Origin of the sequence: Streptomyces tagetis, from assembly GCF_018069565.1 — a bacterium.
GTDB classification, from domain to species: Bacteria; Actinomycetota; Actinomycetes; order Streptomycetales; family Streptomycetaceae; genus Streptomyces; species Streptomyces tagetis.
In genome coordinates this window covers 67,821-89,890 of record NZ_JAGPNL010000011.1, presented here as the reverse complement: position 1 = coordinate 89,890, position 22,070 = coordinate 67,821, and the positions used below count along the sequence as shown (strand labels likewise).

At 74.3% G+C, this 22,070-nt stretch carries 19 protein-coding genes and 2 pseudogenes; 5 read left to right on the top strand and 16 right to left on the bottom strand.

The features are described 5' to 3' along the window. Position 1 precedes the first annotated feature (1 nt). The 3 genes from J5Y05_RS29480 to J5Y05_RS29470 form a co-directional block, all read right to left on the bottom strand. Complete coding sequence (locus tag J5Y05_RS29480) at positions 2-1,417, bottom strand: GNAT family N-acetyltransferase (protein WP_210876352.1); 1,416 nt, start codon at positions 1,415-1,417, stop codon at positions 2-4. Positions 1,418-1,635: 218 nt separating this feature from the next. Continuing rightward, positions 1,636-4,353, bottom strand: a complete 2,718-nt coding sequence (locus tag J5Y05_RS29475; protein WP_210876351.1) for a DUF7824 domain-containing protein — start codon at positions 4,351-4,353, stop codon at positions 1,636-1,638. Continuing rightward, complete coding sequence (locus tag J5Y05_RS29470; protein WP_210876350.1) at positions 4,353-5,753, bottom strand: SWIM zinc finger family protein; 1,401 nt, start codon at positions 5,751-5,753, stop codon at positions 4,353-4,355. Before J5Y05_RS29470 ends, J5Y05_RS29475 begins: the two co-directional genes overlap by 1 nt. A 391-nt stretch (positions 5,754-6,144) precedes the next feature. On the opposite strand from J5Y05_RS29470, the gene J5Y05_RS29465 reads away from it, so the two are divergent. Both J5Y05_RS29465 and J5Y05_RS29460 read left to right on the top strand, forming a co-directional pair. Continuing rightward, positions 6,145-6,555, top strand: coding sequence for a hypothetical protein (locus J5Y05_RS29465; protein WP_210876349.1), 411 nt, complete (start codon positions 6,145-6,147; stop codon positions 6,553-6,555). Next, the gene (locus tag J5Y05_RS29460; RefSeq protein WP_210876348.1) at positions 6,552-8,708 is read left to right on the top strand and encodes a tetratricopeptide repeat protein; all 2,157 of its coding nucleotides are present in this window, start codon (positions 6,552-6,554) and stop codon (positions 8,706-8,708) included. The genes J5Y05_RS29465 and J5Y05_RS29460 overlap by 4 nt, the downstream gene beginning before the upstream one ends. Positions 8,709-8,731: 23 nt before the next feature. Here J5Y05_RS29460 and J5Y05_RS29455 read toward each other — a convergent pair whose 3' ends face one another. The 4 genes and pseudogenes from J5Y05_RS29455 to J5Y05_RS32060 all read right to left on the bottom strand — a co-directional run. Continuing rightward, a complete protein-coding gene (locus J5Y05_RS29455; RefSeq protein WP_210876347.1) occupies positions 8,732-9,583 on the bottom strand; it encodes a methionyl-tRNA formyltransferase in 852 nt (283 codons plus the stop codon). An 85-nt stretch (positions 9,584-9,668) separates the two neighbouring features. Further along, positions 9,669-10,292, bottom strand: coding sequence for a DUF6879 family protein (locus J5Y05_RS29450; protein WP_210876346.1), 624 nt, complete (start codon positions 10,290-10,292; stop codon positions 9,669-9,671). Continuing rightward, positions 10,285-10,554, bottom strand: coding sequence for a hypothetical protein (locus J5Y05_RS29445; RefSeq protein WP_210876441.1), 270 nt, complete (start codon positions 10,552-10,554; stop codon positions 10,285-10,287). The genes J5Y05_RS29450 and J5Y05_RS29445 overlap by 8 nt, the downstream gene beginning before the upstream one ends. Positions 10,555-10,730: 176 nt before the next feature. Next, a pseudogene (locus tag J5Y05_RS32060) lies at positions 10,731-10,921 on the bottom strand (alpha/beta fold hydrolase); the annotation flags it as partial. Positions 10,922-11,043: 122 nt separating this feature from the next. Here J5Y05_RS32060 and J5Y05_RS29440 point away from each other — a divergent pair. Both J5Y05_RS29440 and J5Y05_RS29435 read left to right on the top strand, forming a co-directional pair. Continuing rightward, positions 11,044-11,925: an RNA polymerase sigma-70 factor gene (locus tag J5Y05_RS29440; protein ID WP_210876345.1), complete on the top strand. Its 882-nt coding sequence runs from the start codon at positions 11,044-11,046 to the stop codon at positions 11,923-11,925. 246 nt (positions 11,926-12,171) lie between these two features. Further along, the gene (locus tag J5Y05_RS29435) at positions 12,172-12,933 is read left to right on the top strand and encodes a GntR family transcriptional regulator (protein WP_210876344.1); all 762 of its coding nucleotides are present in this window, start codon (positions 12,172-12,174) and stop codon (positions 12,931-12,933) included. Positions 12,934-12,970: 37 nt separating this feature from the next. Here the strand turns inward: J5Y05_RS29435 and J5Y05_RS29430 are convergent, their stop codons facing one another. After that, positions 12,971-14,125: an ROK family transcriptional regulator gene (locus J5Y05_RS29430; RefSeq protein WP_210876343.1), complete on the bottom strand. Its 1,155-nt coding sequence runs from the start codon at positions 14,123-14,125 to the stop codon at positions 12,971-12,973. Further along, positions 14,113-14,250, bottom strand: a complete 138-nt coding sequence (locus tag J5Y05_RS29425; protein ID WP_210876342.1) for a hypothetical protein — start codon at positions 14,248-14,250, stop codon at positions 14,113-14,115. The genes J5Y05_RS29430 and J5Y05_RS29425 overlap by 13 nt, the downstream gene beginning before the upstream one ends. Positions 14,251-14,381: 131 nt before the next feature. Here J5Y05_RS29425 and J5Y05_RS29420 point away from each other — a divergent pair, with 131 nt between their 5' ends. Continuing rightward, positions 14,382-14,810, top strand: a complete 429-nt coding sequence (locus J5Y05_RS29420) for a hypothetical protein (RefSeq protein WP_210876341.1) — start codon at positions 14,382-14,384, stop codon at positions 14,808-14,810. 215 nt (positions 14,811-15,025) lie between these two features. Here the strand turns inward: J5Y05_RS29420 and purB are convergent, their stop codons facing one another. The 7 genes and pseudogenes from purB to bioD all read right to left on the bottom strand — a co-directional run bounded on the left by purB (position 15,026) and on the right by bioD (position 22,070). After that, on the bottom strand, positions 15,026-16,468 hold the full coding sequence (gene purB, locus J5Y05_RS29415) for an adenylosuccinate lyase (protein ID WP_210876340.1): 1,443 nt from the start codon (positions 16,466-16,468) through the stop codon (positions 15,026-15,028). Positions 16,469-16,556: 88 nt separating this feature from the next. Next, positions 16,557-17,336 (bottom strand): SGNH/GDSL hydrolase family protein, encoded by a 780-nt coding sequence (locus J5Y05_RS29410; RefSeq protein ID WP_210876339.1) that lies wholly within the window; start codon positions 17,334-17,336, stop codon positions 16,557-16,559. A 248-nt stretch (positions 17,337-17,584) separates the two neighbouring features. Further along, on the bottom strand, positions 17,585-18,598 hold the full coding sequence (locus J5Y05_RS29405) for a hemolysin family protein (protein WP_210876338.1): 1,014 nt from the start codon (positions 18,596-18,598) through the stop codon (positions 17,585-17,587). Next, complete coding sequence (locus J5Y05_RS29400) at positions 18,595-19,938, bottom strand: hemolysin family protein (RefSeq protein WP_210876337.1); 1,344 nt, start codon at positions 19,936-19,938, stop codon at positions 18,595-18,597. The genes J5Y05_RS29405 and J5Y05_RS29400 overlap by 4 nt, the downstream gene beginning before the upstream one ends. 81 nt (positions 19,939-20,019) lie before the next feature. Beyond that, positions 20,020-20,445 carry a GNAT family N-acetyltransferase gene (locus J5Y05_RS29395; protein WP_210876336.1) on the bottom strand — a complete coding sequence of 142 codons (426 nt, stop codon included), beginning with the start codon at positions 20,443-20,445 and terminating at the stop codon, positions 20,020-20,022. Positions 20,446-20,542: 97 nt separating this feature from the next. Continuing rightward, positions 20,543-21,224: pseudogene (locus tag J5Y05_RS29390) on the bottom strand (class I SAM-dependent methyltransferase). 129 nt (positions 21,225-21,353) lie between these two features. Continuing rightward, positions 21,354-22,070: a dethiobiotin synthase gene (gene bioD / locus J5Y05_RS29385; RefSeq protein WP_210876335.1), complete on the bottom strand. Its 717-nt coding sequence runs from the start codon at positions 22,068-22,070 to the stop codon at positions 21,354-21,356.

The window sequence follows — 22,070 nt, the reverse complement described above, 5'->3', positions numbered from 1 at the left end:
GTCAGTCCCGGCCGACCCGCTCCCCGTGCGGGAGGCGCGGCGCGGCCGGGACCGCGTCCAGGCGGGCGGTGAGGACGAGGGTCCCCTCCTCGATCCGGTAGTCGAGGGGGAGGCCCAGCCCGCGCATCGCGGCGACCATCCCCGTGTTGGAGGCCCGCGTCACGGCGTACACGCTCGCGCAGCCCGCCTCGACGGCCATCTCCACCAGCCGGGCCAGCAGGGCGGTGCCGATGCCGCGCCGCTGCCAGGCGTCCTCGACGAGCAGCGCGACCTCCGTCTCGTCCCCGTCCCACAGCAGATGGCCGAGGGCGACGATCCGCCCCGAGCCGGTCCGCGCGGCGACGGTACGGCCGTGGTGCGGGCCGAGCAGGTGGCGCAGGTACCGGTCGGCCTCCTCGGCCGGGCCGTGGTAGCGCGTCCCGAGGGTCCGCGCCGAGCAGCGCCGGTGCATGGCCTGCGCCGCGTCGAGGTCCTGGGCGCCGGCCCCGCCCAGGGTGACGCCGGCCCGGGGCAGCGCCGTCGCCTCCCGGTCGGCCGGGGCCCGGGAGCCGAGCCGGGCGTCCAGCGCGACCAGGGCCCTGGCCCGCGCGAACTCGGCCGGGGTGAACGGCGGATGCGGCCGTTCCACGCTGATCACCCCGCCGTCCGGGGCGCGCAGCCGCAGCACCGTCTCCTCGAACACGCCCTCCTCCGGTACGTCTGCTTCCCCCGAGACGGGGGCGGGCCGGGTCCGTATACCGCACCGCCCGAGCAACTGACGCAGGGCCAGGGGGAGTTCCGCCGAGTCCAGCGCCGTACGGGCCGCGAGGCCGAGGACCCGGGCCGGGGTGTCCACCAGATCGTGCGCGTCGGCGCGCTCGGTCCAGGTGTCGGTGCCGCCCGCCGCCGACGCCACCCGGGCCAGTCCGTCCCCGGTCAGCGCTCCGGGCGCCCGGAGCAGGAACTCGTCCACCGTGCCCTCGGCCAGCGGGTGCGTCTGGAGGCTCAGGATGTCGACCCCCCGGTCGGCGAGTGCCGTGCACAGCGCGGCCAGCGACCCGGGCGTGTCACGTACGGTCGTCCGCATCCGCCACAGGGCCCCGTCCCCGTCCCGGACGCCGTTTCCGTGCCCGGTGCGGGTGCGGGTGCGGGTGTCGGCGGTGGGCGCGGTGGGCGCGGTGGCGGACGTGGCACCGGCGGTGGCGTCGGTCTTCCGGAGGCGGGAGAGCGGCCCGGAGCCGTCGCCGGTGCCGGTGCCCGCGCCGGTCACGTCCGCCGGGCCGGGGACGCCCGTGGGCCGGTCGGTCCGGGGGCGCCGGGCCCGCCGGGCGGAGCAGGCCGCCGTGGCGAGGAGCGCGAGCACCGAGGCCACGAGCATGACCGGTACACCGGGGCCGTACTCGACCGCGTGTGTCACGACGTCCGCCACCTCAGTCATGTCTGGGCTCATGCCTCCACGGTGAACGAACCGTGTTGCGTGATCGAGAACGCCCTGTGTCCGATGGGTTAAGAGCCTTTCCATGGCCTTTGCCGCACTTTGCGGTGTTACATGGCCCGGTGGCCCGGTGGCCCGGTGGCCCGGTGGCCCGGTGGCCCGGTGGCCCGGTGGCCCGGTGGCCCGGTGGCCCGGTGGCCCGGTGGCCTCGGCGCCGGGCCTCACACGGCCACCTCCTCGGCTCGCGCTCCGCCCGCCGGCGCACCGTCCGTCAGCGCGTGGCGCAGCCGCCGGGCCTGGGTGACCAGCCGGGACGCACCGCGCCGGTCCGCCGCCCGCGCCAGGTGGGGCAGGTCGCCGCGGGCCCCGGTCCGCTCGGCGCACTCGGCGGCCACGGCCAGCAGGTCCCCGAGCCCGCGGGCCGGTACCGACGCGTCGAGGTCCGCGAGCAGACCGGGCAGCGCCCGGCGGAGCACGAGCCACACAGTGCGGTGCGCCCCGGTCGCCGCGGCCGTCCGCAGCGCGTCGGCCGCCCGCAGCGGCTTGACGGCCTCGGACCGCACCAGCTCCCCGAGGTCGGCGCCCAGTTGGCCGTGGTCGAGTCCGCCGCGCGCCGCGAGCACCAGCAGGGCGTCCACGGTGGCGAGACGGTCCTCGGCGTGCCGCGCCCCCAGCCCGTACGCCAGGCACAGGTGGACGGACTCGCCCGCCGGCCCCTCCGCCTCCACGAGGCGGGGGAGTATCGCGCAGGGGCCCCGCTCGTCGTCCACGGCGGCCATCGACAGATCGCGCACCATGCGCGCCGCCACCAGCTCGGGCTGCTCGGGCAGCAGGGCGAGCCAGTGCTGACGGGCGCCGCTGTACCAGTGGTAGCAGTAGCCGCGGGCGCGGTCGGCGCCGAGCGGGGCGCGCAGTCGACGCAGCGGTTCGGGGAGGTCCTCCGGCAGCCCGGTGGCCGCCTCCGTCTCGACCAGGACGCGGGTGTCGGAGGTGAGGCGGCTGACCCGTGGCAGGGGCGCCTCGGGCGTGGTCAGCCAGGCCGCGAGGCGCGTGCCCTCCTCGGTGCCGAGCGCCGCCGCGCGTTCCGCCGCGGTCCCGGCCGCGCCGCGGTCGGTGCGGCGCACCCGCAGCAGGGCCTGTCCGAAGTCGACGGGGGCGATCCGCGTGCCGAGGCGCCGGCAGGTCTCCAGCCGGTCCACCAGCTCGCCGGGCTCCAGCACTCCGGTGCTCCAGGAAGGTGTGGCGAGCAGCAACGGCAAGGGGTCGTCGAGCAGCCGCCGCGCGATCTCCTCCAGCCGGGACTCGAAGGGCCGGGTCAGGGAGTCGTGCGCACAGGGGCCGGCCGGGGAATGACTGCCCCGGGCGCGCGCCGCACCGGTCAGGGTGGCCAGCAGCAGGTCGAACCCACCGCCCGTGTCGAGCGGGAAGTGGCGCCGCTCGAAGTAGGACGCCACCGCGTTCCGGTCCCGGAACCGCTGGGGGTCGGCCCACCAACGGCGGCTGATCACCGGTTCGAGCGCGGTCAGCAGCTCCTGCCGGTCCCGGTGCGCGTGCCGGACGAGGCCGTCCAGCGCGCGTTCGAAGGTGGCCACGTCCCCGCCGGACGCCAGCAGTGCGCTGATCTCCTCGGCGAGTTCGACGGCGGACCCGGGGGCCGGGGCGAGGCGGTCCGGCCGGGGGACGGGAGGCAGCACCTCCGTGTGCCCCGCCGGCTCCTGCGGCGCGGGCGTCACTCCCAGGGTGCGGGCCGCGCGGGTGCGCAGGGCGGGGACCAACTGTCCGGCGGCCTCGGCGAGACCGGCCCGCAGCTCCGGCGCGGCGGCCTCGCCGAGGTGCCGTTCGACCAGCTTGAGGGCGCGCTCCTGGAGGTCGGAGTCCTCGTGGCCGAAGCCCTGGGCCACGGCCGGCAGCACCTCCCCGGCCGCCGACGGGTCTCGGGTCAGCACCTTGCCGAGCAGCACGAGCTGGGCCCGTACCAGCTTCCGTTCCGGACGGAACAGCACCGCGTCCGTCAGCTCCGCCAGGTGACGCGGCGACACCTCCCCGTCCAGGGCGAGGGCACTAAGCACCGACTGGGCGTGCGCGGCGACCGGTGCCGGTCCGTCCGTGGCGAGGGCCAGCCAGTCGGAGACCCGCCCCCGCTCCTCCTCCCGGGTGAGCGCCAGCTCCCGCAGGAGCCGCAGGAAGATCCGCTGGTCGACGACGTTCCCGCCGCGCAGCAGCCGGGCCACGCAGGCGTCGACCGTCGCCGCCCGGTCGAGCGTGCCGTCGGCGACGAGCCGGTACAGCGCGCCGGTCCAGGTGTCGGGGCCGTCGCCGGACGGCCAGTCCAGCCAGGAGCCGAGGCCGTCGGTCCGGAAGAGCGCGGCCACCAGCTCCCTCAGGCGCGGCTCCGCGCGGAGCCGGTCGAGGATCGTGTCGTCGCGCCTCCTGGCGCGGTTCACCGAGTCGACCCAGGCCCGCACATACGCGTCCGTCGTCGGTATCGGGGCCCCGGAGAGCCGCGCCAGCCCGGACATCAGCTCGTAGGGGACCCGCGCGGTGAACGGCCGTGCGGCGAGCCGCTCCACCACGTCGGCGAGCCAGCGGGGGTCCCGGTCGCCCAGGAGGTCGATCAGCACCGCGGGCCGCGCCTGCGACCAGCGCATGTCGCTCGCCGCGAGCCAGCTCGCCACGGCCACCGCGCCCGTCTGGCAGGCGGCCCCGGCCGCGTGCAGCGCGGGATGGGCCCGGCGCACCTCCGCGGACCAGCGGGCCGCCCTCAGCTCCTTGCGCAGCTCCTTCAACGCGGGGAACAACGCCCGTCGTTCGGCGTCGGTCACGCCGTCGAGCAGGCGCACCACCTCGGCCGTCCGTCCGCCCCGCACCGCGTCCAGCACCGCCGCGGCCACCGGGGCCGGGGCTGCCGTCGTGGGCGCCGTCTTCGTCGCCGTCGTCATCACGCGTTCTCCTCGGTCCCGGTCGCCGTCTTCCGTGCCGCGGCACCGCGCCGCGCCATCCGCACCGCCAGCGCGTGCTTGCAGGGGCCGCGCCCGCCCCGGTACTTGGCCCACCAGAGGCAACTGCACGTCAGCACCCCGTCGGCCTCGCGCACCCGGTGCGCATGGCCGTCCTCGGCGGTCACCGTCCCCACCGGTCCGTCCAGGGCGACCGCGCCCGCTGAGACCAGGGCCTGGGCCGAGCGGAGCCGGGGGTTGTGCCGCTCCACGCGCTTCGCGTCGTACGGCAGCTCCCGGTGGAAGTAGGCCGCCTCCGCCGTGTCGTACCCGACCCGCCCCGAGGTGCCGAGGCGGACCAGCGCGGCGCGCACCCGCTCGGCGCTCAGGCCCGAGGCGGTGGCGAGGTCGGCGATGTCGATGCGGGGCTCCCAGGCGAGGAGCACCGAGACCAGCTCGGCGTCGTCGGCGGCCTCGTCGGTGGCGAGGGCGTCGAGCACCCCGCCCTCGCCGGAGAAGCCGCGCGAGGCGTCCGGGGACACGGTGAGCGTCAGCCGCATCCCGGGCAGGACCAGCTCCCACGCGGAGGCGGTGGCCGCCGAACCCTGGGTGGTATGGGGCCCGTAGACCCGCAGGGACGTCGCGTGGCGCAGGGCGCGGCGCAGGGCGATCAGCCGCTCGGGGCCGGGCAGGCAGACCGCGCCGGGGACGGCCCGGGTGGTCGGCCGCAGGGTGCGCCCGGACGGCACCACCCACCGCGGGGCCGCCGCCGTGCTCTTGCTGCCCCCGGGCAGCGAGCGCAGGAAGCGGACCGCCTCGGCGGCGTCCAGTTCGGCCCGCAGATCGAAGCCGGCCGCGATCACCTGGGCCTCCGCGAAACCGCGCAGCCACCGGTCCGGCAGCGGCACCTTCTTCTCCACGACCGGCCCGTCCAGGGTGGTGACGGCCAGTTCCTCCGGGCCGACCCGCAGGTGCAGCGGATCGTCGGCGCCTATGCGTGACAGGGCCTCGCGCAGGGGGTCGTTGACGTCGACGTTGGTCGTGCCGTGACCCACCTCGCCGCCGTCGAGGCCGGCCTCCAGCACGTCCAGGCGGGCGTACACCCCGCCGCAGCCGGAGAAGGACTCGAAGCGGAGCCGGTCGCCGTTGCCCGTCACCACCGGGTCCAGCGAGGCGCGCAACTGCGGCTGGTAGTAGCGGGCGGCGGCCACGTCGGCCACCGCGAGAAGGGCCGCCGACGCCTTCTGTGGAGACGTCAGGAAGCCCGCGAAGAACCGGGGATGGTCCACCGTCCCGGACGGTGTCGCCCCCTGGGAGGTCTCCAGCCCCAGGCGCTGTCCGCCCGCGGAGGACTCCAGCACGGAGGGTCGTCGATAGGCCACGGCCTGCACAGATCGCGTCATGGCAAAAACCGTAGGGGCGACCACTGACAACACGCTCCCACCAGCGGAAACATGCCCGGCGGAGGGGAGTTGAGACAGGCCGACAAACCGACGGGACGTCACCGGTCCGGGCCCCGCGACGGCCGCCCGGCCCGACCGCGCCGCCCACTGGCCAGGTGCACGGCGTGCCCGTCTAGTGACCTGAACATGCCGGACTCACAACACCCGCTCCCCGCCGACGTCGTCACCAGCCATGCCTCCGATGCAGCCACTTGCGACTGCGCCCGCCGCCTCGACGTCGGGCCCCCAGTGCCCGGCCGACGGCGACCGCGCGCCCCTGCGGCCAGGTGTACTGACGCCGCGTCGGCTCCCTAGAGTTGTAGCCCAGGGCCGGATCGAGAGAGGGCGAAGGATGGACGGGGAGATCACCCTTTTAGCGGGCACCGCCGGCACGACGCTTGCAGCGCTGCCGGCGACCGACAGGTGGAACGGTGTGCGGAACGGGGTGCTCGCGCTGGGGGGACGTGTCCGGTCGGACGGTCGGCAGCGAGTCGCCACCCGACCGCACACGCCGCGCCGGGACCTCCCGGACGCGCCGGCCGACGGTGACGAAGAGGCTCAGGGCGGGATCGCGGCGGAGCGGCGGGGAGGCATCCGCCCCCTCCTGGTCGCCCACCCCGAGCCGGCGGCGGAACCACCCTCCCTGTTGACCGAGCCCGCTTCCGGCACACGCACCACCGTGACCGTCACCCGACGTGCGACCGCCTCCGGCAGCTCACGCGTCTACCAGGCCGGCCGCGACCTGAACGTCGACCAGCGGTGACCGGCCGCAACGACGGCCGGGCCACGGACCAGGGGCGCGTCTACCAGGCTTCCGGTGATCAGCACATCGTCGAGCACCACCATCACGCCGCCGCCTGGAGTGGCCCGGACTCGGTACGGCGTCCGCCCGTCGGCCGGGCACCGGCGATTCTCCGGGATCGGAGCGAACTCGTCGGACGCCTCAAGGAGGCGGTCACCGGGGACGCCGGAAACACCGTGTTCGTCCTGCACGGCCTGGGAGGATGCGGCAAGACGGCCGTGGCGTGCGCACTCTTCGAACACGCCACCCGGGAAAGCGGCCGTCTGGGGTTGTGGGTCAACGCCTCTGACCAGGCGTCCCTGCGGGCCGGGATGCTCGCGGTGGCCGCCGACCGCGGCGCCAGGGACGGTGAACTGATGGCCGCGCGCAACGGTCTGCGTGCGGCCGCAGACTTGGTCTGGGACTGTCTCGACCGGTCCGACCTGCCATGGCTGCTGGTCCTGGACAACGCCGACGATCCGGCGGTGCTGCGGGACGGCGGATGGCTGCGCACCAGCCCGCGCGGAACCGTCCTCGTGACCACACGGCAGGCAGCCGGCCACTGGTGGCCCGCGGCCGAGCTGCTGTACGTAGGGGTCCTGCCGCGTGAGGATGCGGCCCAGGTCCTGTCCGATCTGGCCCCCGGAACGGGGTCCGCCGAGGACGCGGCCGCCATTGCCGACCGCCTCGGCCGCCTGCCGCTCGCCCTGACCCTGGCCGGCGGGTTCCTGGCCCACCAGGTGATCAACCCCTGGACGATGGAGGAGTACGGGCGCCGTCTGCAGGAGCGCCCGGACCCCATCGAACTCATCGACCAGGGCGCCACCGACACCGGCGACGACTCACGTCATCTGGTCAGCGGAACGTGGCAGCTCTCGCTGAACTCCCTGGTCGGACAGAATCTGCCCGAGGCCGTCACCCTGCTCCGCCTGCTGGCCTGCTGGTCGGGGGATCCGCTGCCCCTGTCGCTGCTCGCGGACGCCCGGCTCGACCTGCCCCTGCCCGCCGACCGGATGGAACTGGCGCTTCGGGGACTGATCAACCACTCGCTCGCCGAACTCGTTCCCGGCGATGTCCGCTGCCTGCGCACGCACGGGGTGCTGCTTGACAGCGTCGCGCGCGTCACCCCGGCCGACGAACGTGACCGACTCGCAACCGCGGCGGCCGGACTTCTGCTGCGCTCCCTGCCCGCCTCTCCGGAACGCGGCTTGCGGGACAGCCGGCTCGCCGTCCTCGCCCCGCACGTCCTGGCGCTGCTTCGCCGGGTGGTCACCTGGCCCGAGATCACGGTCGACACCGCCGAGTCCGTGGCCACCTGCGCCCTGCTTCTGGTGACGGCCCAGCATCGTTCCGGCGACTACGCCTCTGCCCTGGCCACGGCCGAACAAGCGACGGATCTCGCGCGACGGCGACTGGGCGACGATCACGTCCTGGTACTGCGCCTGCGGCAGCGGATCGGGAAGGCGACCGATCGTCTGGGACATCTGGAGAAGGCCGCGGGTTTCCACCGTGAGCTGCTCGACGACCTCGAACGGGTCTGCGGTCCCGAGGCGCCGGACACCCTGACCACCTGCCTTCACCTGTCCCGCCCGCTGACCTGGCTCGACCGGCCGGCGGAAGCGGTGCTGTTGATGCACCGGGCGGCGGAGGGACGAGCCGCGCTACTGGGCCCGTGGCACCCGCTGACCCTGGAGGCGAGGGCGTGTCTGCTCGAACTGCCTCCCGGACCGGAACTGGACCGCGAGGCCACGGCAGGACCTGCCCTGCTCACCGACTGTCACCGTGAGCTGGGGGCCGACCACCCGATCACGTTGTCAGCCGAACTCAACTGCGCGGGAGCGTTGTTCAACACGGGACAGTACTCCGAAGCGCTGCCGTTGGCCCGCCGTGCGCTGGCGGCGCACGAACACCGCTTCGGAGCGGACTACCCGATCACGCTGGCAGCGCGAAGTCTGCTCAGCAGCGTCCTGCACGCGGTCGGCGAGTACCGGGGAGCAGTCGAACAGGCGGAGGCGGTCAGGGAATGGCGCGAGCGGGTACTGGGCCCGGAGCACCCGTGGACGGTGGTGATCCGGGACAAGCTCGTGCGATACCGGCGTTCCCTGGCAGGGGAGACGTCACCCGGCCGGCTCTGACACGCGGCGGTTCGGCGTCCGTTTCAGGACGCGGAGTCCGGCACCGACGCGGACTCCGTGATCCACACGGGCCCGTCGCCGCACATCACTTCGATTCCGTCCGCCGGCTGCAACGACGTGCGCAGGACCCGCAGTCGGCGGTCGGTCACCATGGCAACCGGGCCGGATCTTCCCGAACTGCCGAACCGGATCGCGCGCACCTGGTTGTGGATCTCTTCTCTGGTGTCGCTCCAGTCGATCCGCGAGAACTCGGGTTCCATCCATCCCGCGTACGTGGCGGCCCCCTCCTCCTGCGGTGTACCGGGGGAACCGGCTTCGGCCCGCGAGAGCGCCAGAGGCAGAAGCCGCTCGATGTACCGGTCGACCTCTTCCCATAACAACCGGGGAACGACATCGTCGCTCAACGCGATCCCGGTCTCCTGAGCCAGAATCCCGCCGGAGTCGAATTCGCTCTCCATCCAGTGGATGCTCACACCGATTTCCTTGTCGCCGTTCCGGATCGCCCAATTGACCGGAATCGGGCCTCGGTATTTCGGCAGCGTGGACGTGTGTACGTTGATCGCGCCCAGGTTCGTCGACCGAAGGGCCGCCGGCGGCAGCTTCCAGGGGAAGCCGTAACAGACGATGAGATCGGCCCGGTACCCCGCGATGATGTGCGGCAACATGTTCTTCCGGCCCGGGATCAGCAGGTCCATGCCGTCCGGCAGCGCATCGACGATCTCGCCCACAACGTCACCTGCGCCGCCGCGCGTTGGCCCGCCCGGCCGCAGTGACCGCGCGTGCAGACAGGCGACGGGCAGATGCCCGGCCTGCTCACAGACGCCACGCAGGAGAGCGAACCCTTGTGCAGAGAATGAAATCAGGATGATGCGCATATGCTGCCTTTACACGGCGATTGCCAGTCGGCTGAAACTCTCATGCCCTCCCCCGGACACTTCGGCGAACGCCGGGGACGACACCTCAGACCTGCTCCCTGGTCAGGTCCGGCGGAGGCAACTGGGCGACGTGACTGCCGAAGAAGTCATCCAACGGCTCACCGGACCGATGCATCTCCTGGATCGTCTGTCGGCACTCGGAGACGGCATGTGGATCGTCGAAGCGGATGCCGCCGGCGAGCACCCCTTCGTCGTCGTAGAGCACCTCGTACATCACCCGGGAACCGAGGACGACGATCTCCGAAAGCGGGTGCCGCGCTTCGTATCGCCGGATTCCTTCCCCGGTGAGGACTCTCGTGTCCTCCCCGTACTGGGCCTTGAGGCGCAGCAGGTGGAGTTCCCACTGGAGGTACGGGGAGATGGGCTCCTCCACGCAGCGGACGCGGTGGAGGGCGAAGCCGCTTGCGGTGATTCGCCGGAAGTACTCCTCGTAATGACTTCGCTGTCCCTCGATCAGCGCCAGGGACTCGTCCCAGTGCCCACGGCGGAACGCTTCCCAGCTCTGCACCCCGGGCTCCTGGAAGCTTTGCTGCCGTTCGAGCTTCCAGAACCCCTCGGGGCCGGAACGCCAGAAATAGCGGTCGAAGTCCTCCATGTAGTCGTCCAGCCCGAGACGCAGACCAGGGCCGCGGGTCTGTGGGCTACGCATCAGGGAGGTCCGCCTTCGCTGCCGCCGCTGTCCTGCGGGGGATGACGACGATCCGCTCGTCCGGGGCGACGGCGAGTCCCGGTGGAAGGCGGGTCAGGTAGGCACAGGTGAGGTCACGGCCCACGACGGCGATGTCACCGTTCTCCAGTTCCCAGATATCCGGGCATCCCTGCTCACCGCCTGTGGTCCCGAGTTCGGCGGGTGATTTGCCCAGGCGGCGCACCAGTGGCGAAGAGGGATCGGCTTCCCAGCCCCGAGTCATCACGGTCCTCCGTTCCATTCCTCCGAAGGTAACGGAGATCACATCTGATGCGAGATCAATCAGTGACTTCCGGCCAGGTGAAACGCGGCGCCTCGCCGTCCCGGCATCGGCCGGAGGACCATGCGGTTCATGGCGAAGCCTCCCGGCCTGGCAGGAGGGAGGGGCCGGAATCACGCCGGAGCCGGCCGGACGGTGTACCGCATCCCTCGCAGGACGCCGAAGGCGTAGCGCCGCTCGGCGGGCGACCGGAAACCGGCCGGGGCAGCGCCGTCACCGATCGCGCGAGCCCGGCGCAGTCCAGCTCCAGGGCGAGGAGGCCGCTCGGCGAGTTGCCCGCCATGTGGGGCCGCGACACGCCGACCGCCTCGTCGGCAAGGGATACCGGCGGGCAGCCCCGGGCGGCGTCCTTTCCGGACTGGCTCGAACGGGCCCTGGGGCAACGGTGGTTCCTCCTGGACACGGTGGGGGCGATTCCGGTGGGATGGGAGCGTGACCACCGACACCGTGACCGACGTCTTCGAAGAGCACCGCCCCGTCCTGCTGGGTGTCGCCTACCGCATGCTGGGCCGTCTGGCCGACGCGGAGGACGTGGTCCAGGACGCCTGGCTGCGCTGGTCCGGAGCCGACCGCGGCGACGTCCGCGAACCGCGCGCCTACCTGGTGCGCGTCACCACCCGCCTCGCCATCGACCGGCTGCGCCAGGTCAAGGCCCGCGCCGAGACCTACGTCGGCCCCTGGCTGCCCGAGCCGTACGTCACCGACCTGGCGGCCACCGAGCCGGACGCGGCCGAGCGCGCCGTGCTCGCCGACTCGGTCTCCCTCGCCGTCCTCGTCGTCCTGGAGTCGCTGTCACCGCTGGAGCGGGCGGTGTTCGTGCTCAGGGAGGCGTTCGGCTACCCGTACGCCGAGATCGCCGCGATGCTGGAGCGGACCGAGGCCGCGGTGCGCCAGCTCGCCGGGCGGGCCCGCCGGCACGTGGACGAGCGCCGGCCCCGCTACGACGTCGACCCCGAGCAGCGCCGCGACCTCACCGAGCGGTTCCTCGTCGCGGCGGGCGGCGGCGACCTCGACGCCCTGATGGCGCTGCTCGCGCCGGACGCGCGCCTGGTGGGCGACAGCGGCGGCAAGAGGAAGGCGCCGGTACGCGCGCTGGAGAGCGCCGACAAGGTGGGCCGGTTCCTGATCGGCGTGACGGCCCGGGGCACCTGGGACACCCTCCGCCACCTGGAGATCAACGGTGGCCCGGCCGTGCTGGTGCTGTCCGGCGGGCAGCCTGACAGCGTTGTCCAACTGGACGTGGCGGACGGGCGCGTCCAGGCCGTGTACATCATCCGCAACCCGGACAAGCTCCGCTCCCTGCCCGTCGGCTGATCGTGCCGCCCCCGCCGCCCCTCGCCCCGTACGGCGGCGGCCAGGGGTGCCCGCGCGCGGGCGCGCGAGGGGCGTACGAACACCGTGTGAACACTGTGCAGCCGCGCGCGTACCCGGCCCGCACGGGATCGAGGATTGGTCTTGACCAAGGGTGTGGGCCGTCTTATCGTCACAGAGAACTGAAACAACCTTTAATAAACAAGGGCGCCAAAAACCAGCCGGACCACGGCGATTGCGGAGGACAGGGTGGGGACCACGCAGGTCGACTCGCTGCCGGAACCTAAGTACTGGCACCTCAGGACGGTGCTGACCGAAGCGCTGGACTCGGAGTTCACGGTGGGCGAGATCCTGCCCAACGAGCGGGACCTCGCCGCGCGTTTCGGCGTCGCCCGCGCCACGCTCCGCCAGGCCCTGGAGCAGCTCGAACTGGAAGGGCGGCTCCAGCGGCGGCGCGGGGTGGGCACCACCGTCGCCCCGCCCAGGATGGGCGTCGCCGTCGGCACCAGCCGGCACACCTGGCCCGGGACGCCCGACGACGCCTGGGACCCGGCCGACTGCGTGCTGGAGACCCCGCCCGCGAGCGTGGCCGGCGCCCTCGGCGTCCACCCCGGCGACGCCGTGTACACGGTCCGCCGGTCCCGGGTGACCGACGGCCAGCCGGTCGCCGCCGAGCAGCTCTACATCCTGCCGTCCTCGGTGCCCGGCCTCTCCGACGTCGACGCCCCGTCCGGCCCCGCCCGCGCGCGTGCCGTGCTGCGCGAGCTCCAGCGCCTGGAGCTGGAGCGGCAGGAGAGCGACGTGGAGCTGGGGTCGGCCCGCGCCGAGCACGCCAAGGCGCTGGACCGCCTCCCCGGAGCCCCCGTCCTCGTGGTCACCACCCGGTACCGCGCCGACGGCAGGACCACCGCCCTCTCCGTCGCCACCTACCGCGCGGACACCTGCCGGCTGACCTTCGGCGACCTCGGCGGCGTGGAGATCCACCACCAGGCCCACCCGCAGGCGTCCTGACCCGGGGCACCTGCTCGGTGCCCCGGGCGGCGGCGGGTCAGCGGCGTGCCGTGACGCCCTCCACCGCGAACAACTGCCCCTCCACGTGGTCGAGGGCCAGCCGCAGCGCGCCGGTGGCCACCGCGGCCTCGCCGAGCAGCGAGAGGGTCACCTTCGGCGGACGCAGGCAGTAGCGGGCCAGCTCCCGGCGCAGCGGCTCCAGCACGCCGTCCAGCCCGGCCGCCCAGCCGCCGACGACGACCAGTTCCGGATCGAGGGCCAGCACCAGCGCCGCCACGTCGTGCACCAGCCGCTGGATGAAGCGGTCGACGGCGGCACGGGCCCGCAGGTCGCCCTCCCTGGCCTGCTTGAACACCACCGCCACGGCCTGCTCGTCCAGCGGGTCCAGCGGCTGGTCGGTCGTGGACAGCAGCGTCTCCGGCGTCACGTCCCGGCCCAGCAGGTGCAGCGCGCCGATCTCGCCGGCCGCCCCGCCGAACCCCCGGTGCAGCCGGCCGCCGATCAGCGCGCCGGCCCCGGGACTGAGCCCCGCCAGCACGAACACCATGTCGTCGCAGTCGGTCGCCGATCCCTTCCAGTGCTCGGCGACCGCCGCCGCGTTGGCGTCGTTCTCCACCAGCACCGGGCACTTGAAGGAACGTCCCAGCCGTTCGCCCAGCCGCAGCCCCGTCCACTCGGGCAGGGCGGTGCTCAGCCGCACCGTGCCGTCCGCCTCGACGATGCCGGGCGTCGCGGCCCCCACGGCACGCAGCGAACCGCGTGCCACACCGGCCCGGCGCAGCAGCTCGGCGACGGCGGCGCGCAGCCGCTCCAGCCGCTCGTCGGCGGAGGCGGTCTCGTCGACGTCCTTGGCCTGGGCGCCGATCACCCGTCCGTCGAGGCCGGACAGGAGCGCGGCGACCCGGTGCGGCCCGATCTCCAGGCCCAGCAGGTGCCCCGCCTCGGCCCGGAACCGGAACCTGCGCGCCGGGCGTCCCTGCCGACGGGCCGCGCCCTCGTCGGCCGCCTTCTCGACGACGAGGCCGGCCGCGATGAGCCCTTCGACCACGCCCTCGACGGTGGGCCGGGACAGGCCCGTCACCCGGGTGATCTCGGTGAGCGTCGCGCAGTCCGTGGCACGCAGCGCGTGCAGCACCACCGCGGAGTTGATCCTCCGCAGCAGCGAGGGGTCCCCACCGGTCAGCCCGCCCACTGTCCGTCCTCCCAGTTGGTGCGCATGTTGGCCGGATCGTACTCGTCCGGCGGCACCCCGGCGAGCCGCGGTCCGCTCCCCGGTCCCGCCGCTCCTCCGGGACCGGGCCGGTACGGGACGATCACGTTCCCGGGACGGCGGGCTCTCCAACGTGGCCTGAAGCGTGCCCATATGGGGCGCCCTCCCGTCCCCGCGCGGGCCGGCGCAGGCGCTGACGCGACGCCAATTGTCAGTGGCGGCCGGTTTACTGGACGGCATGGACATCGCGCGGCATCTCGCCGCCATCGACGAGCTGTGCTTCCGGCCCTTACCGGCGGAGCACGGCAGCTCGCCGGACTCCGGGCACCCTGTCGCCGTCCTGGAGAGCACGCACGGAGTGCGCGGCGGGGGCCGGGAGGGGCGGTCGGTGACGCTGGAGCAGTACACGGCGTACCGGGACGCCCTCCACGAACGACTTGCCGCCCGCTGGGGCCCCTCGGACTTGTGGAACCTGGACACCGTCCTGCTGCGCACGGCGGAGGAGGAGATACCCGAGCCGTGGGCCGGCCTCGCCCACCGCGCCCGGGTGGCCTACCTCTGGGAGGCGGGGGACACCGGGCGCTGGGTCGCGCTGGCCGTCGCCGACCGGGACGACAGCGACGAGATCCGGCTCCTGGTCCTCGCCACCCCGACCGCGCCGCCCTGAAGGGGGCGTGGACCGGCCGAGGCGGGAGGCCCGCGTCGGCGCCCTCTCCCAGGACGCCCGGGGCCGGGCGGCAGGCACTCCGCTCGGGACCTGTGCGGACGACGGTTCCCGCGCCCCCGGGCCAGGCCGGAGACGAGGCGACCGCCCTCCGCTCGCGCCACGCGGGGCCCGAGCGGGGGCGGCGGCCGACGACCGGTCCGGCGGGGGAGCAGGCGTCAGAGGATGGCGCCGGGCGTGTACCCCGCGGCCTCCGGACGCTGCTTGACGATCTCCTCGACCCGGGCGACGACGGCGGCCACCTGGTCGGACGCCGCGCCGGTGAAGGAGAGCTTGTCGGCCATGAGCGCGTCGAGCCCGGCCCGGTCGAGCGGGATGCGCTCGTCGGCGGCGAGCTTGTCGAGGAGTTCGTTGCGCTCGGCGCCCCGCTCCCGCATGGCGAGCGCGGAGGCCACCGCGTTCTCCTTGATCGCCTCGTGGGCGACCTCGCGGCCGACGCCCGCGCGCACCGCGCCCATCAGTACCTTGGTGGTGGCGAGGAACGGCAGGTAGCGGTCCAGCTCCCGGGCGACGACGGCGGGGAAGGCACCGAACTCGTCGAGGACGGTCAGGAAGGTCTCCAGCAGCCCGTCCAGGGCGAAGAACGCGTCCGGCAGCGCGACCCGGCGCACCACCGAGCACGACACGTCGCCCTCGTTCCACTGGTCGCCCGCCAGCTCGCCGGTCATCGACGCGTAGCCGCGCAGGATCACCATCAGCCCGTTGACGCGCTCGCAGGAGCGGGTGTTCATCTTGTGCGGCATCGCCGAGGAACCGACCTGGCCCGGCTTGAAACCCTCCGTGACCAGCTCGTGCCCGGCCATCAGCCGGATCGTCTTCGCCAGCGAGGACGGCGCCGCCGCGAGCTGCACCAGCGCGGTGACGACCTCGTAGTCCAGCGAGCGCGGGTAGACCTGGCCGACGGAGGTGAAGGCACGGGAGAAGCCGAGGTGGCCGGCGATCCGCTGCTCCAGCTCCGCCAGCTTGCCCGCGTCGCCGCCGAGCAGGTCCAGCATGTCCTGGGCGGTGCCGACCGGGCCCTTGATGCCGCGCAGCGGGTAGCGGCCGAGCAGCTCCTCCACCCGGCCGTAGGCGACCAGCAGCTCGTCGGCGGCGGTGGCGAAGCGCTTGCCGAGCGTCGTGGCCTGCGCGGCCACGTTGTGCGAGCGGCCGGCCATGACCAGCTCGCCGTACTCCCCGGCGAGCTTCCCCAGCCGGGCCAGCACGGCCACCGTGCGGTCGCGGACCAGCTCCAGCGAGAGCCGGATCTGGAGCTGCTCGACGTTCTCGGTGAGGTCGCGGGAGGTCATGCCCTTGTGCACGTGCTCGTGCCCGGCGAGGTCGTTGAACTCCTCGATACGGGCCTTCACATCGTGCCGGGTGATCCGCTCCCGGTCGGCGATCGAGGCGAGGTCGACCTGGTCGAGGACGCGTTCGTAGTCGGCGAGCGCGGCGTCGGGCACGTCGATGCCAAGATCCTTCTGGGCCCGCAGCACGGCGAGCCAGAGCTGCCGCTCCAGCTTCACCTTCTGCTCGGGCGACCAGAGCGTGGCGAGCTCGGCGGAGGCGTAGCGTCCGGCGAGGACGTTCGGGATGCGGGGCTTGGCGGGCGCAGGAGTCACGTGTACGGAGTCTACTGGCGATTCGTGCAGGCCGGCGTCGCGGGCCCGTTCGTGGGAAGCTCCAAGGCGGGCCGCGGCCGGGCGGGGGTCAGGCCGGGTCCTCGTACGGGAGGAGTTCCGGGCGCTTGGGCGGCAGTCCGTCGCCGGAGGAGCGGCCGGTCAGCCGGCGGCCGATCCAGGGCAGCAGGTGCTGCCGGGCGAACCGGACGTCGGTGACCCGCCGCGCCACCCAGCCCGGGGGCGGGGTCGCCGGGGGCGGCGTCTGCCACCCGGGGTCCTCGGGCGTGTAGCCGAGCCCCTGCCACACGGCCTCCGCGACCCGCCGGTGCCCGTCGGCGGTCAGGTGCAGCCGGTCCACGTCCCACAGCCGGGGGTCGGAGAGCGCGGGCGCCCCGTACAGGTCGACGACGACGGCGCCGTGCCGGGCGGCCAGGTCGTCGACGCAGGCGAACAGCGCCTCCATGCGCGGCCGGAACCTGTCCAGTACGGGCCCCTGGCGGCCGGGGCTGCGCATCAGCACCAGTTGCCGGCAGCTCGGCGCCAGCCGCTCGACCGCCTCGGTCAGCCGGGCGCGCACCAGGCCCATGTCGCACTGGGGGCGCAGGGTGTCGTTGAGGCCGCCGACCAGGGTGATCACGTCGGCGCCCATGGCCGCGGCGACGTCCACCTGTTCGTCGACGATCTGGCCGATGAGCTTCCCGCGCACGGCGAGGTTGGCGTACCGGAATCCGGGGGCGCGGGCGGCCATCCGCGCCGCGAGGAGGTCCGCCCAGCCGCGGTAGGAACCGTCGGGCAGGAGGTCGGACATGCCCTCCGTGAAGGAGTCGCCGACGGCGACGAGGCTGCTGTGGGTGGGGTTCGTCTGCATGGCGCCACTGATGGTAACGCGGCTCCATACCCGCCGGTCGGTCACCCCGTCCCGGCCCCGGCAACACCCGCCGGAGCACCCGCCGGAGCGCCTGCCGGGCACGCCCGTGGGAGCGCCCGCCGGGAGCACCCGCCGGGAACGCCACGAGAGCGCCTGCCGGAGCACCCGCCGGGAAGGCCCACGGGAGTGCCCACGGGAGTCCCCGCCGGAGCCCCCGCGACCGCCCGCGGCGACGACCCGCCCGACCCTCAGACCCCCTGCCCGAACAGCTCCCGCAGCACGTCCTGCATCGTCACCAGCCCCGCCAGCCGCCCGTCCGAGCCCAGGACCGCCGCCAGATGGGTCCGGCTGCGCCGCATCGCCGTCAGGACGTCGTCCAGCGGCGTGCTCTCCCGGACCCGCGCGATCGGCCGCATCTCCCGCAGCGGGAACGGCACATCACGCGGCGAGGCGTCCAGCGCGTCCTTGACGTGCAGGTACCCCACGATCCGCCGTCCCTCGTCCACCACGGGGAAACGGGAGAACCCCGACTCGGCCGACAGCCGCTCCAGCCCCTCCGGCGTGATCCCCACGCGCGCGTGGACCACCTGTTCGAGCGGCAGCACCACGTCCCGCACCGGTCGCCGCCCCAGCTCCAGGGCGTCGTGCAGCCGTTCCCGCGCGCGGTCGTCGATCAGCCCCGCCTCGCCGGCGTCCTTGACGATCTCGGCCAGCTCCGTGTCGGTGAAGGTCGCCGCCACCTCGTTCCTCGTCTCCACCCGCAACAGCTTCAGCAGGGCGTTGGCGAAGGCGTTCACCGTGAAGATCACCGGGCGCAGCGCCCGGGAGAGCGCCACCAGCGGCGGACCGAGCAGCAGGGCGCTGCGCACCGGCTCGGCCAGCGCGATGTTCTTCGGCACCATCTCGCCGAGCAGCATGTGCAGATACGTCGCCAGGGCCAGCGCGATGACGAAGGAGACCGCGTGCCCGGCGCCGGAAGCCACGCCCATCGCGTGGAACACCGGCTCCAGCAGGTGCGCGATGGCCGGCTCGGCCACGATGCCGAGGACCAGCGTGCACAGCGTGATCCCGAGCTGGGCCGCCGCCAGCAGCGCCGACACGTGCTCCAGCCCCCACAGCACGCTCCGCGCACGCCGGTCGCCCTCCTCGGCGTACGGCTCCACCTGGCTGCGGCGTACGGAGATCAGCGCGAACTCGGCGCCCACGAAGAAGCCGTTGACGACCAGCGTCAACAGGCCGACCAGCAGTTGTACGGCGATCATCGTCCGCTCCCCTCCCCGTCGCCGTCCCCCTCGGTCACCGCCGGGGCGTGCAGCAGCACCCGGGCCGCCCGGTGCCCCGGAGCGTCCACGACGTCCAGCCGCCACCCGGCGACCTCCAGGCTGTCCCCGACCTCCGGGATGCGCCCGAGCACCGCCGCGACCAGCCCGGCGACCGTCTCGTACGGGCCGTCCGGCACCCGCAGCCCGAGGCGCGCGAGCCGGTCCACCCGTGCCGCGCCGTCGGCCCAGTACAGGGCGCGGCCCTGCTCGTCGGTGCCGGCCGGGTCCAGCTCGGGCGTCTCGTGCGGATCGTGCTCGTCGCGGACCTCGCCGACGACCTCCTCGACGATGTCCTCCAGGGTCGCCACGCCCGCCGTGCCGCCGTACTCGTCGACCACGACGGCCATCGTCCGCCGCCCGGAGAGCCGTTCCAGGAGCCGGTCCACGGTCAGCGTCCCCGGCACGAGGAGCGGTTCGCGCATCAGCTCGGCGACCGGCACCCGGGGCCGGCGCTCGGCGGGCACCGCCAGGACGTCCTTGACGTGCGCGGTGCCCACCACCATGTCCAGGCCGCCCCGGTAGACGGGGAACCGGGACAGCCCCGTGGCCCGCGTCGCGTCCGCCACGTCCTCGCAGGTCGCCCCCTCCTCCAGGGCCACCACCTGGACGCGCGGGGTCATCACGTTCTCCGCCGTCAGATCGGCCAGGTTCAGGGTCCGGACGAACAGCTCGGCCGTGTCCGGCTCCAGCGCGCCCTCCCTGGCGGAGTGCCGGGCGAGGGCCGCCAGCTCCTTCGGCCCCCGCGCCGAGGCCAGTTCCTCGGCGGGCTCCACGCCGAGCCGGCGCACCACACGGTTGGCCGTGTTGTTCAGGTGGGTGATGAACGGCCGGAACGCGGCGCTGAAGAAGCGCTGCCCAGGCCCCACACGTTTCGCCATGGCCAGCGGCGAGGAGATCGCCCAGTTCTTCGGCACCAGCTCGCCGACGATCATCAGGAAGACCGTCGACAGCGCCGTGCCCAGCACCAGCGCCAGCGAGGTCGCCGTCGAGCCGGTCGCGCCCAGTGCCGTCAGCGGGCCCCGGAGCAGGGCGGCGACCGAGGGCTCGGCGAGCATGCCGACGACCAGGTTGGTGACCGTGATGCCGAGCTGCGCCCCGGACAACTGGAACGTCAGGTGCCGTACCGCCTTCAGGGCACCGGCCGCGCCCCGCTCACCGCGCTCGGCGGCCCGCTCCAGCTCCCCGCGCCCGACCGTGGTCAGCGAGAACTCCGCGGCCACGAAGGCACCACAGGCCAGCGAGAGCAGGATCGCCACCAGCAACAGGAGCACTTCGGTCATCGGTCACCTCCGTCCCATGATCGGCCAGGACGCGGAGGTTCGCGCGGCGTCACGCCCCGGAGCCGCCCCGCGCCCGGCCCCTCAGCCGGTGAGCGGCTTCACCCAGCGGCGCCACTGCTCTTCCGGCGCGTACCCGGTGGCCCGCCACGCGTGCTGCGCCGACTCGTTGTGCCGCAGCACCATCGCGTCCGCGCGCCGCCCGCCGAGCCGTACGAAACGTTCCTCGGCGGCGGTGAGCAGGGCCGAGGCGATGCCGCGCCGCCGGTGGTCCGGGTGCACCGCCAGCCGGTAGAGGTGGCAGCGCCAGCCGTCGAAGCCGGCGATCACCGTGCCCACCAGCTCGCCGCCGCGCTCGGCCAGCAGCAGCGCCTCCGGGTCGCGGGCGACCAGCCGTTCCACGCCCTCGCGGTCGTCGCTGATGCTCGTCCCCTCGGCGGCCGTCTTCCAGAAGGCCAGCACGGTGTCCAGGTCCTCGGGCCCGGCGGCCCGTATCCGCAGTTCGCTCATGCGGTGATCCCACCACGGGCGGCGCCGGGCACCGGCGAATTTCCGGCATGTGGACGCCGGGCCTCGCGCACCCGCCGGCGAGGCCCGCCCGACACCGCTACGCCCGGTCCGCCGCCCGCCAGGCGGTGCCCAGCACGCAGTGCGAGGTGGGCAGCACCGGCCCCCGCTCCGGGACGAGCATCCGCCGGTAGGGGCCCAGCGTGAACCCGGCCGCCCGCAGCGGCGACCGGATCGCGGGCGAGGTGGCAGCCACCGGCCAGCACGGGCCACAGGGTCAGGTCCAGGGCGCGCTGGGTGAGCCGCATCGCGGGGCCGCCGCCCCGGCCGTGCTCGAAGAACCGCACCTCGCCACCGGGCCGCAGCACCCGCCGCACCTCCGCGAGCGCCCGCTCCACGTCACGGACGCTGCACAGCACCAGCGACACCACCACGGCGTCGAACGCCTCGCTCTTCACCGGCAGCGCCTCCGCCGCGCCCGGCACCACGTCGACCGGCACCCCGGCGCGCAGGGCGGCCCCGACGGCCAGCCGCCGCAGGAGGCGTTCGGGCTCGATGGCGACGACCTCCGAGACGGTGCGGGGGTAGTGCGCGAAGTTCAGGCCGTTGCCCGCGCCGATCTCGATCACCCGCCCCGACAGCCCGGCGAGCATCCGCTCCCGCACCCGGCCCAGACCCCACCGCGTCTCGGCCCGCACGCTCACCCGCGCGTAGCGGCGGGCGAACACGGGGTGGTGGACGGCGTCCCCCGGCGCGCGGGACCGTCCGGTACGCCACGCCATCGGCACTCCCTCCCGAACCGGGCCCTTCCTCCGGAGTGTCCCCCGGCGAGGGGGCCCGCACGCCCCCTGGAAGGGGGTGGAGGGCGCACACAACGCGCCCTCCACCCACCGAAGCGCCCCCTCGGCCGGTCAGCGCCCCTCCCGCTCCCGGAACACCCCCGCGTCCCACATGCCGTGGAGGCGGGGCGCCAGCCACCCCGGGGCCGCCGAGCGGAACGCGACCGGTGCCTGGGCACCCGCGCCCTCGGGGAGCGCCCCGAGGAGCGGGGCTCCGGCGACCTCGGGCAGGTCGGTGAGGTTGCAGCGCGCGGCGAGGTCCGGGCCGGCGGGCCAGCTCCCGATCACCAGCCCGGCCTGCTCCAGCCCCCGGCGGCCGAGTTCACGCGCCGTCAGCTCCGTGCTGTTCAGCGTGCCGAGCCCGGCCGCCACCACCACCAGGACGGGCGCCCGGAGCAGCGCGGCGGCGTCCGCCAGGGTCCCGCCCTGCGCGTCGAACCGGACGAGCAGCCCGCCCGCCCCCTCCACCAGCACCAGATCGTGCTCGGTGGCCAGCTTGGCCGCGGCCTCGGCCACGTCGCGCGGCCGTACCGGCGCCCGGCCCGCCCGCCGCGCGGCCGTACCCGGGGCCAGCGGTTCCGGATACCGGGCGACCTCGGCCGCCGTCACCGGCCCCGCCAGCCGCGCCGCCTCCCGGGCGTCCCCGGCCTCGCCGGGGCCCACGCCGGTCTGCGCCGCCTTCAGCACGGCCACCGACCGGCCCGCCGCCAGTGCCGCCGCGGCCAGCGCGGCCGTGACGACCGTCTTGCCGACCTCCGTGCCCGTGCCCGTCACCACCAGGAACGCCAT